Genomic DNA, 12350 nt, shown 5'->3' with positions numbered 1-12350 from the left:
CAGGGTCCGAACCAGATGAGCGAGGCTCCGCCGCCGGCAGCGCCAGGCCGCCAGCGCCAGATGGAGGTCTATGTGACCGGCGCCGGCGGCACGCGACCGCTGGTCCCGGTCGCGCCGGCGAAGCTCGAGGCCGCGGCCGCACGCAAGATGAGCCAGGAGGCGGCGGCCTACATCATCGGCGGCGCGGGCATGGAAAGCACGATGGCCGCCAACCGGTCCGCGTTCGACCGGCATCGCTTCGTGCCACGCGTCCTCAACGATGTCTCGGTGCGCGACCTTTCGGTGACGCTGCTCGGCCGCAAGCACAAGGCGCCGCTGCTCCTCGCCCCGGTCGGCGTTCTGGAGATGGTGCATGCGCAGGCCGACCTTGCGGTGGCGCGCGCTGCTGCCGCGGAAGGCTGCGGCATGATCTTCTCGAACCAGGCCTCGGTTCCCATGGAAGGCTGCGCCTCTGCGATGGGAGATACGCCGCGCTGGTTCCAGCTCTACTGGTCGAGCGATGACGACTTCGTGCGTTCGCTGGTCGGGCGTGCCGAACAATCGGGCTGCGAGGCGATCGTCGTGACACTGGACACGACATTGCTCGGTTGGCGGCCGCGCGACCTCGACCTCGCCTATCTTCCTTTTTTGCGCGGGCTTGGCCTGGCGCAATATCTCTCGGACCCGGTTTTCCGCGGCAAGGTGCCGTCATCGCCGCCCGATACCGGCGTGAAACCGCGCGGCCTCGACATCGTCTCGACCGCGCTCAGCCTTTATCGCAAGGGCCGCACCTTCGACCTGCCACTTTCGCGGATGCGTGCCGCAGTGGCGCATTTCACCGCCACCTATTCGCGTCCCGACCTCGGCTGGAGCGACATAGCCAGGCTGCGCGACATGACCCGGCTGCCGATCCTGCTCAAGGGCATCCGCCATGCCGAGGACGCGGCCCTCGCGCTCGAGCATGGCGTTGACGGCATCGTGGTCTCCAATCATGGCGGGCGCCAGGTCGACGGCGAAACCGCGACGCTCGACGCGTTGCCTGCGGTGGTCGCTGCCGCCGGCGGCTTGCCGGTGCTGCTCGATTCCGGCATCCGCACTGGCAGCGATGTCGCCAAGGCCCTGGCGCTCGGCGCCGACGCCGTGCTTGTCGGCCGACCTTACGTCTACGGCCTGGCGATCGCGGGAGAGGCCGGCGTGCGTGAGGTGATCCGCAACATCGTCGCCGAACTCGACCTGACGCTGGCGCTGTGCGGGCTCTCGCGTGTAGCCGATCTCGGGCCGTATTGCCTGGAGCCCCATAGCTGAACCACTCAATTCCATTTGCTGACAAATGAGATTAGCTTCGCCGCCCACGCCCCGCGCGCGGGCGGCCGAACGAAGAGGATACGCTTGATGGCCAAGTCGACATTCGCGGACATGCCCGGCCGGGCCGGCGAGGAACTGGGCGTGTCCGAGTGGATTACCGTCGACCAGGCGATGATCGACCAGTTCGCGGACACGACCCGCGACCGGCAGTGGATCCACATCGACGTGGAAAGGGCGCGCTCCGAAAGCCCGTATGGCGCGACAGTGGCGCATGGCTATCTGACCCTCTCGCTGCTGGCCGTGATGAGCTACGACATCGGCGCGGCACCCGAGGGCACCGTCGCGGCCTTCAACTACGGGCTCGACAAGGTACGCTTCCTGTCGCCGGTGCGCGCCGGCGCGCGCGTGCGCATGCGCTCGAAGCTCAAATCCTTCGAAAAGAAGAGCAACGGCCAATATCTGATGAAGAACTACAACGTGGTCGAGATCGAGGGAGAGGAGCGGCCCGCCCTTGTCGCCGACACGCTGGTTTTGCTTGTGGCCGGCCCGGACGCGGAATAGGCGCATGACCGTCAGATGCGCCAAAACATGACTTTGACCGTCAAGTCAGTTTAGAATAGTTCTAAACTATTGATTTTCATACACTTTCAGGCGCTTTCCGTTTGACATGAGCAAGCGGCGGAGTCTTTATGCCCGGCGCGAGACAGAACGCACGCCTTTGATAATTGGGCCTTGAACCCGGTCGATTGGAGGACCAGATGCTTTTTCCCGCCCCGCGGGCCCTTCACTTTGCGGCGACCGTCGCCACCTGCGCCATGTCAGGCGCGTTCACGCTGCAGCCCGCCTCGGCGGACACCGACGTCAAGGCGGTGCTTGCAACCTACGCCGACATCGCGCTGGCGAAATACGAGGACTCGCTCACGACGGCAAAAGCGCTGGACGCCGCCGTTGATGCGCTGATCGTGTCGCCATCGGCTGAGGCGCTGGGCTCGGCCAAGGCCGCATGGCTCGCCGCGCGCGTGCCCTACCAGCAGACCGAGGCCTACCGCTTCGGCAACGCGATCGTCGACAACTGGGAAGGTCGCGTGAACGCCTGGCCGCTGGACGAAGGCCTGATCGACTATGTCGACGCGACCTACGGCACGGAATCCGATGACAACGGCCTCTATACGGCGAATGTGATCGCCAACGCGCAGGTGACCATCAACGGCCAGCCGGTCGACGCGAGCGCGATCACACCGGAATTCCTGTCCGAGACGCTGCATGAGGCGGGCGAGATAGAGGCCAATGTCGCGACCGGCTATCATGCGATCGAGTTCCTGCTCTGGGGCCAGGACCTGAATGGCACCGGGGCGGGCGCGGGCAAACGCCCTCACACGGACTTTGACGCCGCCAACTGCACCGGCGGAAACTGCGAACGCCGCGCCCAGTATCTGGCTGCCGCGTCCGACCTGCTCATCGCCGACCTCGAGGAGATGGTGGCGAACTGGACGGCGGATGGTGCAGCGCGCAAGACGCTAAACGACGATCCGAAGGCCGGTGTCGCGGCGATCCTGACGGGCCTCGGCTCGCTTTCGTACGGCGAACTTGCAGGCGAGCGCATGAAGCTCGGTCTGCTCCTGCACGACCCCGAGGAAGAGCACGACTGCTTTTCCGACAACACGCATAATTCGCATCTTTATGACGCTGTCGGCATCCGCAACGTTTATAAGGGCCGCTACCAGCGCATCGACGGCAGCGTTGTCGAAGGCGCCTCGCTTGCCGATCTGGTGGGCGAAAAGGATGCTGATCTCGACGCCGAACTAAATGCGAAGCTCGACAAAACCGTCGCGGCCATGGAGGTGATCGCCGCACGCGCCGAAAGCGGCGAGGCCTACGACCAGCTGATCGATGAAGGAAACGACGAAGGAAACGTACTCGTGCAGGCGGCGATCGACGCGCTCGTCGACCAGACCCGATCCATCGAACGGGCAGTGGCCGCGCTGGAACTCGGCGCGATCGCGTTTGAACGTTCCGACAGCCTCGACGATCCCGGCGCCGTATTCCAGTGAGCGTGTCCGCACACTAGATAAGGACGATCAGCCAGCTTGCCACCCGCGGCCGCCAGCCCAGGAAAAACAGCAGAATGCTTGTCTGTCACTGCAACCTGATTACCCAGAAGGAGATCGAGGACACGATCGTCGGCCTGCTCGACGCCGATCCGTGGCAGCTCATCGTTCCGGCCAAGGTCTATCATGCGCTGGCCAAGCGTGGACGCTGTTGCGGCTGCTTCCCAAATGTGGTGGAAACGATCATCCGGGTCACCGAGGAGTATCATGCTCGATCGGCTGCGGCCGAACCGGATATCGTGCTACATCTGGACCGCGTCCGCGGATTGCGCGGCCAATTCGGGAGCAGGCGTCATGAAGGGCGAAAAACAAATCATCGAGCGGCTTAACGAGGCCCTGTTTCTGGAACTTGGCGCCGTCAACCAGTACTGGCTGCACTACCGGCTGCTGGAAGACTGGGGCTACACCAAGCTGGCGAGGAAGGAACGGGCCGAGTCGATCGAGGAGATGCACCATGCCGACAAGCTTGTCGCGCGCATCATCTTTCTAGAGGGCCATCCCAATCTGCAGTCGGTGGCGCCGCTCAAGATCGGCCAGAACGTCAAGGAAGTCCTGGAAGCCGACCTTGCAGGCGAATATGACGCCCGCACCTCCTACAAAAAGTCGCGCGACATCTGCCGCGATCTCGGTGACTACGTGACGATGCAACTGTTCGAGGAACTGCTCGCGGACGAAGAAGGTCACATCGATTTCCTCGAAACGCAGCTCGATCTCCTGAAGTCGATCGGCGACAAGAACTACGGCCTGCTCAACGCGGATCCGGCTGACGAAGCCGAATAGCTTCCCACGCGTGCGGCCGTCCAGACGGTGTAATGACCGAATGCTCGCACGCAGAACACGACCGGGACCGATGTGGCTGACCATGACCGTGGCGGGCGTGGTCGGTGCAACGGTGGCGACAGCCGCGCCGGACGGGCTGCCGACCGTTCGCGATGACCTGACACCGGAAGACCAAGCGCGCGTCGAGCGTGTGACGCGTCCTGCCCAAGACTTTTCCAAGCCCGAAAGATACGAAGCGCTGCCGGGCGGGGCGGCGACCTCGCGCAAGCTCGCCAACCGCGACGCCTTCTCACAGCCGTCGGCCAATCTGAGCTTCGAGGAAGAAGGCACCTTCAAGCTCGGCAACGCGCTTTTTCGCAAGCTCTGGGTGTCGTCGCCCTCTTCGACCCAGGCTTCGGACGGGCTTGGCCCGCTTTTCAACGCCCGAGCCTGCCAGAGTTGTCACCTGAAGGACGGACGCGGCCACCCGCCGGAGGGCGACAGCGACGCGACCTCGATGTTCCTGCGGCTGTCGCGGGCGCCGCGAACGCCCGAGGAGCAGGCGCTCCTGAAAGACAAGACGCTGCTCAACCTGCCCGACCCGGTCTATGGCAGCCAGTTGCAGGATCTGGCGGTCCCGGGGCTGCGCGCCGAGGGCCGGATGGAGATCGCCTACGAGGAATTCACCGTCACGCTTGGCGACGGTACCGAGGTGCCGATGCGGCGGCCGGACTATTCCGTCACCGACCTCGCCTACGGGCCGATGGATATCAGCACGACGCTTTCTCCGCGCGTGACCCCGGCGATGATCGGGCTGGGGCTGATAGAACAGATTCACCCGGCCGACATCCTGGCCCTTGCCGATGCAGACGACGCTGACGGCGACGGTATCTCCGGCAAGCCGAACATCGTGCGCGATGGCAAGAGCGGAGAACTGGCGCTCGGCCGTTTCGGCTGGAAGGCACAGACTGGGTCGCTACGCCAGCAGGCGGCGGATGCCTTCGCCGGCGATATCGGCATCTCCAGCCCCGACGCGCTGCGCCATTGGGGCGATTGCACCGAGGCGCAGGCCGATTGTCTGGCCGCCGCCACCGGGGTGCAGGAAAGGCTGGGCGACAGCGAGGCGCCGGACCCGGTGCTCGACCTCGTCACCTTCTACTCCCAGAACCTCGCCGTGCCGGCGCGACGCGACGTCGCTGACCCGCAGGTGCTGCACGGCAAGCAGGTCTTCTACGACCTCGGCTGCGCGTCCTGCCACACGCCGAAATTCGTCACCCGGCGTGACGCGCCCAACGACGCCCACGCTTTCCAGCTGATCTGGCCCTACTCCGATTTTCTGCTTCACGATATGGGACTTGAGCTCACCGACTGGCAGATCGTCGGCGATGCGCGCGGTGGAGAATGGCGCACCCCGCCATTGTGGGGCATCGGCCTCACGGAGACGGTGAGCGGCCACACCTTCTTCCTGCACGACGGGCGGGCCCGCAACCTTACCGAGGCCATTCTTTGGCATGGCGGCGAAGGCGAGGCTGCGCGCGACGGTTTCGCGGCCCTGGCGAAGGCGGAACGCGACGCGCTGATCCGTTTCCTGGAGTCCCTATGATGCGACTCGCGGTAGTCGTCCTCGCTGCCCTTGTCCCGAGCGCCTTCACTCTTCCAGCCCCGGCACGCGCCGCCGACAAAGGCGCGACGAGCGAAATGGAGCTTGGCGCCATCGAAGACGCGATCCGACCGGCCTACAGAGACTTTGCGGCGGCCTCGGCCAGGCTGCAGGACGACATGGCGTCTCTTTGCAACGCGCCCGGATCGGAAACGCTCGCCGAAGCGCGTTCCGCTTTCAGGAACGCGGCGGTGGCATGGTCGGTGGCCGAGATGGTCCGGTTCGGTCCGGTGCGCGAAGACAACCGCCTGGAACGAATTCTGTTCTGGCCCGACCGGCGCAGCATCGGGCTGAAGCAGGTGCAGGCACTGCTGGCAACGAAAGACGAAACGGCGACAAAGCATGCGCAACTATGTCGGTTCAGTCGCCTACAACGCGAAGGAAAACATGATCGCGATCTCCTCGCCACGCGGCAACCGGATGGCGGTCGTTGATGCCCGCACGGCCGCCTTGCGGCACGTCGAGAGCCTGACGGAAGCTTGCGGGCTGGCGTCACAGGGCGAGGGGTTCCGGCGAGGGCGCGATCGTTTCCGCCTCCGGCGCCCACAAGCGGCACGACGAACTGGTCTGGGACAAACCATATCTTGCACATCGGGCAAGCGGCCAACCCTCAGGCAGCCCGCGGCTCCGCCGCTGATGCGTCAGGTATCCACCGGCGCGCCGGCAAGTTCGCCTGCCGCCAGGATCGCCGCGAGAAGCGCCTCGCCGCCATCCTCGATGGCACCGTCATTTTCGATGACCGTGACGGTGCCACGCAACTCAAGCTCGCCCTCGGCAGCACGCGCCAGCCGCGCGAAGATCTCCTCGCGGCTTTCGCGCCCACGCGCGGCCAGGCGGGCGGCACGCGTCTCTTGCGAAGCCGTCACCAGCACGACCGAGACGTTGCGGTAGCGGGCGCGCAGGGCCGAGATGGCGGCGCGCGACAGGTTGGCTACGCAGACGGCGCCGGCGGCGATGCGTTCGTCGACCTGCGCCGGCAGGCCGTACCGCAGCCCGTGCGCCGACCATGACAAGGCAAACGCGCCGCCGGCCTCGGCACTGGCGAAGGCCTCCGGCGACAGCGCGTCGTGATCTTCCGTCGCGCCATCGGGAGAGCGCGTAATGACCCGGCGCACGAAATGAACCTCGCGGCGACCGCGTGCAGCCAATCGCGCCTTGGCGTAGCCGATCAGCGTATCCTTGCCCGCACCGCTGGGGCCGACGACGGCAACGAAGGCACCCTGCCGGGCGCGTGGATCGATCCCCGGCCGCGGGCGCTCGGAAAGCGCTTCCATCAGGCCACCCGGCGGCCTTCGCGCCAGACCGAACGCACGACCGGGATATGCTCGTCAACGCGCACGCGCACCAGGTCGGCGCGCTTTCCAATGGCGATCTCGCCACGATCGTCGAGGCCGGTCGCCTCAGCCGGGTTCTTCGAAACCATGGCCACTGCGCGTGGCAGCGAAATAGCGTCGACGACCTCTCCCAGGAAAAAGGCAGACTGGATGAGGCTGAACGGAATGTAGTCCGACGAAAGAATGTCGAGGCAATCGCTCTCCGCCAGTTCCCGCGCCGAGACGTTGCCGGAGTGCGAGCCGCCACGCACGACATTGGGTGCTCCCATGAGGACGCCCATGCCGGCGTTCTTGGACGCCGCGGCGGCCGTAAGCGTCGTCGGGAACTCGGCAACACGGATGCCCTGTCCGACCGCCTCGGCGACATGATCCTCGGTCGCATCGTCATGGCTCGCAAGCACGATGCCGCGCCCGTGACAGGCTGCGGCGATGGTCTCGCGGTGGCGGCGCGAATTGCGGTCCGACTGCGCCATGCGCTTTTCGCAGAACTCCCGGAACGCCTGATCGGACAGGTTGAGCTTGCGCTTGTAATAGGCGGCATAGGTCTCGAGGTCGACAAACTGGCGCTGGCCCGGCGAATGGTCCATCAGCGAGACGAGGCGCACGCGATCGTCTTCCGAGTAGAGGCCAAAGCTGTCGACGCAGTCGTCCGCCGAGACTTCGCAACGCAGGTGGATGAAGTGCTCGGCACGCAACCTGTCCCCCAACATGCCGTCGACGATCGCATCGGCAAGCTTCCGGTGGTCCGCGGCGGCGGTGTCGGAGTCCTCGTCGAGACCGACCCTGAGCGCGTCAAAGACAGTGGTGATACCCGAGGTCGCCACCTGGGCATCGTGGGCCAGCACGGCGGCAAGCGGATTCCAGCGAACCTTCGGCCGGGGCGCGTAGTGGCCTTCGAGGTGGTCGGTGTGCAGTTCGACCAGACCGGGAATCAGGTAGTCGCCACCGAAATCCTCCCCACCGCGGGTGTCGCCGGTCGCGATATCGGCGATGCGGCCGTCGCGGACGACGACAGAACCGTCGACGATTTCGTCGGCAAGAACGATGCGGGCATTGGAGAGGACGGTTTCGGAACGCATTCAGGCGGACTTTCTCTGCTCGTGGCGGCCGATCCGATGGAAGGACCGGACCCGGAAAGGCGCACCGGGTTCTGATTCGACAAACAGTGCAATCGAGGCGATTTCGAGGGGAGCACCGAGGAAGGGGCGGAAATGCTCGTCAATGGCCGCGCCGAGCCGCTCGGCCTCGGTGCCGGCGACACGACCGGTCAGCGTCATGTGAAATCGGAAAGCGTCGAAGACGTAAGGATAGCCCCACTGATGCAGGTTCTTGATCTCTTCAGGCCGCAGTGATCCAGGGTTGCGGCGGGCGATGTCGCGTTCCGCGAGCGGTGCTCGAAAACGGTCGAACCGCTCGACAATTTCGCCAGCGAAACGATCCAGGGCCGCGCTACGTTGCTCCGGAACCAGCGCATAGAAGCCGGAAATCTGCCGCGCCACCAAAGCCGCCAGACGGACAGGCTCGACCTCGGCGGCAAAGTCGTCGAGCGCCTTGACAAGCTTGGCCTCCGTCTGTCCGCCGGCCAGCGCGAACGGCGCCTTGAGCGTGGCGTGGAAACCGTAGCGGCGCGCCGACGCGGTATGGAACGCCAGTTCCGCCGCCGTCAGATCGCCAAGCGGAACAGCTGCAAAAGGTTCGCCGGTGAAGGCATCGCGCCCGAGCCAGCGGACGGCGGCGCGCGTCAGCGCGGCATCCTTGGGTGGGGTGAAGTAGATCGCGTAGCGCATGGGATCATCCTCGCCAGGCGCGATGCATTAGGCGATTTGCGTGACAGTTTGACGAAGCCACGCGACTGACCGCAGCCCGAATGGCATCGAGGCAGGTTACGAAACTACCGCGCCGACCGCAGCAACACAATCAAGCGATGCCACGGAACGTTGGCGGACCTCATCTTTGGTCGACCGCTACGCGTGACAGCGCAGTAATACCTGCCCCGGACTATCGTCCGCCGATCAGCTTCGAACGCAGCCAGCCCGAGAGCATGTCCATCATCGAGACCATCAACAGGGTAAGCACGATGTAATAGGTGACTTCCTCCCAGTCCTTCTGCGTCTGGATCGCCTGCGTCAGCAAGAGCCCGATGCCGCCGCCAACGATCGCGCCGATCACCGTCGCGCTGCGCGTGTTGGATTCGAGATAATAGAGCACCTGGCTGATGATCACCGGAGCGATCTGCGGGATGACACCGAAGCGGTTGCGCTGGACCGTATTGGCGCCAGTCGAGCGCAGTCCGTCGATCTGTTTCTGGTCTACGTTCTCCAGTGCTTCGGAAAACAACTTGCCGAAGGTTCCAGTGTCGGTGAACAGGATCGCGAGCGACCCCGTCAGCGGGCCGGGCCCGAACGCCCGCGACAGGATGATCGTCCAGATCAACCCGTCGACGCCGCGAAGGAAATCGAAGACGCGGCGCACGCCGAAGCGCACCGGGAGTGCGGGCGCGAAGTTCTTCGCTGCGGCGAATGCCAGAGGCAGGGCCACAATCGCTCCGCCCATGGTGCCCAGGAAGGCCATGAGGATGGTCTCGAAGATCGCCCAGGCGACGTCCCTGTGGCGCCACATGGCGTTGTTCCAGAAGTCCGACGTCATCGCAGAGAGGTTCGACTGGCCTTGCCGCACGGCATCGCCGGAAAACGCCAGGGTTGCCAGTTCGCCCCAGGACTTGTCATGAAACGGGCTATCAAGCGTGAAGAAGAACAACTCCCAGCCGCCAAAATAGCGGAAGACCTCGGCCCTGGTCTTGGTGACCGTGAGCCGCCCTTCCGGCAGCGTCACCGTCACACGGGACGAGGAAGCGTTGATCCAGTCGGGGAGCGGTCCCTCAGGCGTGTCCATGGAAATGCCGGAGCGGTCCTGGACGATCTCCAATAGCCCGTAGCCCGGAATGTCGAAGCGGACCGCGTCGGGATCGAATCGGACCAGATGCTCGTTTTCGAGAGTGATGACGGTCGCACGCCCTTGGCGCGCGATCCAGTCCGGCCACTGGTCGTCGGCGTAGGTGCCCTTGTTTTCGCCCTCGATGGCCACCGTAGTCCTGCCGACACGGTTGTCACGCGTGACGTGAACCTTGTGGCTGATCATGTCGGCGAGCAAAATTTGCGCATTGTCCATGCGAGCGCGGCTCGCCAGGCCGGGAATGTCGAAGGCGAAAGCAACGTAGACGAGATAGGCCAGAACCAGCGCCGGCACGCCGAACGCAAGCATGCGCTTGCGGGAGATGCGCCGCGCCGCGTCGTGTTTGGCTGCCTTCAGGTCGAAGCCGATATCTGCTGTGGCCATCAATGCCCCCTGACCAGACGGTTGCGGAAATGACTCGAAAGCTGATCGATCGCCACGATGGTCAAGAAGAGCAGAATGAAGATTGCGGCAGCCGCGTCATAGCGACCAGTGCCCCAGGAGATCGCGACCCTGAGTTCCGCGCCTATACCGCCGGCGCCAACGAAGCCGAGGATCGCGGAGGCGCGTACGTTGATCTCGAACCGCAGCAGCGCATAGGAGAGGTAATTGGGCGCGACCTGCGGAACAACGCCAAGCCACATGCGCTGGAACCAGGATGCACCGACCGAAGAAAGGCCCTCGACGGGTTTCAGGTCGGCGTTTTCATTGACTTCGGAAAACAGCTTGCCCAGCGCGCCAGCCGTGTGGAAGGCGATGGCAATCATGGCCGGCACTGGGCCACCACCCAGTACGAAGATCAGCACAAGCGCGATGACGATCTCCGGGATCCCACGCATGGTGTCCATCATGCGCCGGAACAGCGGGATCAACCGCGGCCAGCGCGCCAGACCGCGCGTCGAAAGCAATGACAGGATGATGGCCAGCACGGCGCCGACAAGCGTCGAGACCGCGGCGATATTGATGGTCTCGATCATCGCCGGCAGATAACGCCACAGATTGGCCGGCAAGGCGGCGCCCTTGGCAATCGCCTCCAGCACGAGTTCTGTCGGGAAGTCGAAGAGACGCGACAGTCCGCTCCAGAACCCGCCCGCGTTGCGGCTGTCGGCGAGGTCGAATCCGGCTGCAAGCAGGGCGACGAAGACGATGAGCAATACGCCGGAATACATCTGGCGCCGACGTACAAGGGCCAGATAGTCGGCCTTGAGGCCTCCCAGCCCGCCTATTGCGGTGTCGGTCATCGCTTGCCTTTCGTGAAAAAGCAGACGGGCCCCGAAGGGCCCGTCTCAACAACGTCTGGCGATCAGTTGGTCTGCGCGCGGCGGACAGCGATGATCGATTCATAGGCATCGTGGCTGATCGGCTTGAAGCCGGCCGTGTCGCCCGCGGCAATGTTGTAGGCGCACTGCGCGTCCTTCTCGTGCATGCCGCCGACAAGTTCCACCATCTTGGCCTTGGCGTCGGCCGGCAGTGCCTTGCGCAGTACGATCGGACCCTCCGGGATCGGCTTGGACTTCCAGATCTGGACGATGTCGTTCATGTCGACGATGCCGGCATCAACCGCCTTGCGCAAGGCACCGGAATTGAAGCCGTCTTCCCAGGCGCCCTGACCGTCGGCCCAGGTCACGCCACCATCGACATCGCCATTGACGACGGCGACGATCGTCTGCTCGTGGCCGCCGGTGAACACGACCTCGCTGAAGTAGACGCCGTTGTCCATCGTCGCGCCGATTTCGGCCGGAATCTCGATCGACGGGATCAGGTAGCCGGAGGTCGAGTTCGGGTCGCCGAAACCGAACTTCTTGCCTTTCATGCCCTCGAGCGAGGTGATGCCGGAATCCTTCCGCGCAAAGCCTATCGAATGGTAGGAGAAGGAGCCGTCGAGATTGGTCTTCACGAGCACCGGCTCAACCGCTTCCGGATCGGTCAGATAGGTCTTGGCATAGCCCGACGCGCCGAGCCAGGCCATGTCGATGGTGCCGCCGAGCAGGCCCTGGATCACGCCATCATAGTCGGCGGGCGTAAAGAGCTTCACAGGCACGCCGAGCGCCTCCTCCGTGTAATTCTTCAGGCACTCGTGCGAGGTCAGACGGTCCTGGGCGTTCTCGCCACCGAGGATGCCGATGCGGAACTCGCTGATCCCGTCCTGGCCAAACGCCGGCGCCGCGATGGCGGCCGAGGTGAGCAGGGCTGCAAGCAGTTTTTTCATGGTCGATACTCCGTTGGTTTGGATGAAACCCGAGCGATCCTTCG

Annotated in this window: 12 protein-coding genes and 2 pseudogenes; 8 read left to right on the top strand and 6 right to left on the bottom strand. The window is 64.6% G+C overall.

All coding sequences use genetic code 11. The annotated features are described in order from the left end of the window. Positions 1-15 precede the first annotated feature (15 nt). The 8 genes and pseudogenes from FQ775_RS20700 to FQ775_RS24195 all read left to right on the top strand — a co-directional run. Entirely contained in the window at positions 16-1284 is a 1269-nt protein-coding gene (locus FQ775_RS20700; RefSeq protein ID WP_146300871.1) for an alpha-hydroxy-acid oxidizing protein, read from the top strand. Positions 1285-1371: 87 nt separating this feature from the next. After that, positions 1372-1845, top strand: a complete 474-nt coding sequence (locus FQ775_RS20695) for a MaoC family dehydratase (protein WP_146300870.1) — start codon at positions 1372-1374, stop codon at positions 1843-1845. A 197-nt stretch (positions 1846-2042) separates the two neighbouring features. Then, complete coding sequence (locus FQ775_RS20690; protein ID WP_146300869.1) at positions 2043-3335, top strand: imelysin family protein; 1293 nt, start codon at positions 2043-2045, stop codon at positions 3333-3335. A 74-nt stretch (positions 3336-3409) separates the two neighbouring features. Next, positions 3410-3721, top strand: a complete 312-nt coding sequence (locus FQ775_RS20685; RefSeq protein ID WP_146300868.1) for a (2Fe-2S)-binding protein — start codon at positions 3410-3412, stop codon at positions 3719-3721. Beyond that, positions 3687-4172 (top strand): bacterioferritin, encoded by a 486-nt coding sequence (gene bfr / locus FQ775_RS20680; protein WP_146300867.1) that lies wholly within the window; start codon positions 3687-3689, stop codon positions 4170-4172. The genes FQ775_RS20685 and bfr overlap by 35 nt, the downstream gene beginning before the upstream one ends. Before the next feature lie 82 nt (positions 4173-4254). Further along, positions 4255-5754 carry a di-heme oxidoreductase family protein gene (locus FQ775_RS20675; RefSeq protein ID WP_246730401.1) on the top strand — a complete coding sequence of 500 codons (1500 nt, stop codon included), beginning with the start codon at positions 4255-4257 and terminating at the stop codon, positions 5752-5754. Further along, positions 5751-6131: pseudogene (locus FQ775_RS20670) on the top strand (imelysin family protein); the annotation flags it as partial. The gene FQ775_RS20675 and the pseudogene FQ775_RS20670, both read left to right, overlap by 4 nt. A gap of 22 nt (positions 6132-6153) precedes the next feature. Continuing rightward, positions 6154-6264, top strand: a pseudogene (locus tag FQ775_RS24195) (DUF1513 domain-containing protein); the annotation flags it as partial. Between the two features lie 188 nt (positions 6265-6452). On the opposite strand, the gene phnN reads toward FQ775_RS24195, so the two are convergent. From phnN to phnD, 6 genes are all read right to left on the bottom strand, one after another. Further along, the gene (gene phnN, locus FQ775_RS20665; protein WP_146300865.1) at positions 6453-7085 is read right to left on the bottom strand and encodes a phosphonate metabolism protein/1,5-bisphosphokinase (PRPP-forming) PhnN; all 633 of its coding nucleotides are present in this window, start codon (positions 7083-7085) and stop codon (positions 6453-6455) included. Next, on the bottom strand, positions 7085-8224 hold the full coding sequence (locus FQ775_RS20660; protein ID WP_146300864.1) for an alpha-D-ribose 1-methylphosphonate 5-triphosphate diphosphatase: 1140 nt from the start codon (positions 8222-8224) through the stop codon (positions 7085-7087). The genes phnN and FQ775_RS20660 overlap by 1 nt, the downstream gene beginning before the upstream one ends. After that, entirely contained in the window at positions 8225-8932 is a 708-nt protein-coding gene (locus FQ775_RS20655; RefSeq protein WP_146300863.1) for a DUF1045 domain-containing protein, read from the bottom strand. Between the two features lie 211 nt (positions 8933-9143). Continuing rightward, complete coding sequence (gene phnE, locus FQ775_RS20650; RefSeq protein WP_146300862.1) at positions 9144-10481, bottom strand: phosphonate ABC transporter, permease protein PhnE; 1338 nt, start codon at positions 10479-10481, stop codon at positions 9144-9146. Beyond that, a complete protein-coding gene (phnE, locus tag FQ775_RS20645; RefSeq protein WP_146300861.1) occupies positions 10481-11338 on the bottom strand; it encodes a phosphonate ABC transporter, permease protein PhnE in 858 nt (285 codons plus the stop codon). Before phnE (FQ775_RS20645) ends, phnE (FQ775_RS20650) begins: the two co-directional genes overlap by 1 nt. A 62-nt stretch (positions 11339-11400) precedes the next feature. Next, positions 11401-12306, bottom strand: a complete 906-nt coding sequence (phnD, locus tag FQ775_RS20640; protein ID WP_146300860.1) for a phosphonate ABC transporter substrate-binding protein — start codon at positions 12304-12306, stop codon at positions 11401-11403. Positions 12307-12350 lie beyond the last annotated feature (44 nt).

This window comes from Nitratireductor mangrovi (assembly GCF_007922615.2).
Lineage (GTDB): Bacteria > Pseudomonadota > Alphaproteobacteria > Rhizobiales > Rhizobiaceae > Mangrovimarina > Mangrovimarina mangrovi.
The sequence above is the reverse complement of the archived record's forward strand: the minus strand, read 5'-3'. Positions and strand labels throughout refer to the sequence as shown.

Excerpts from the sequence above, each read along its gene's own strand:
- FQ775_RS20685 (WP_146300868.1), top strand. The coding sequence starts at position 3,410 with ATGCTTGTCTGTCACTGCAACCTGATTACCCAGAAGGAGATCGAGGAC.
- FQ775_RS20695 (WP_146300870.1), top strand. The coding sequence starts at position 1,372 with ATGGCCAAGTCGACATTCGCGGACATGCCCGGCCGGGCCGGCGAGGAA.
- bfr (WP_146300867.1), top strand. The coding sequence starts at position 3,687 with ATGAAGGGCGAAAAACAAATCATCGAGCGGCTTAACGAGGCCCTGTTT.
- FQ775_RS20700 (WP_146300871.1), top strand. The coding sequence starts at position 16 with ATGAGCGAGGCTCCGCCGCCGGCAGCGCCAGGCCGCCAGCGCCAGATG.
- phnD (WP_146300860.1), bottom strand. The coding sequence starts at position 12,306 with ATGAAAAAACTGCTTGCAGCCCTGCTCACCTCGGCCGCCATCGCGGCG.
- phnE (WP_146300862.1), bottom strand. The coding sequence starts at position 10,481 with ATGGCCACAGCAGATATCGGCTTCGACCTGAAGGCAGCCAAACACGAC.
- phnE (WP_146300861.1), bottom strand. The coding sequence starts at position 11,338 with ATGACCGACACCGCAATAGGCGGGCTGGGAGGCCTCAAGGCCGACTAT.
- phnN (WP_146300865.1), bottom strand. The coding sequence starts at position 7,085 with ATGGAAGCGCTTTCCGAGCGCCCGCGGCCGGGGATCGATCCACGCGCC.
- FQ775_RS20660 (WP_146300864.1), bottom strand. The coding sequence starts at position 8,224 with ATGCGTTCCGAAACCGTCCTCTCCAATGCCCGCATCGTTCTTGCCGAC.
- FQ775_RS20675 (WP_246730401.1), top strand. The coding sequence starts at position 4,255 with ATGACCGTGGCGGGCGTGGTCGGTGCAACGGTGGCGACAGCCGCGCCG.
- FQ775_RS20690 (WP_146300869.1), top strand. The coding sequence starts at position 2,043 with ATGCTTTTTCCCGCCCCGCGGGCCCTTCACTTTGCGGCGACCGTCGCC.
- FQ775_RS20655 (WP_146300863.1), bottom strand. The coding sequence starts at position 8,932 with ATGCGCTACGCGATCTACTTCACCCCACCCAAGGATGCCGCGCTGACG.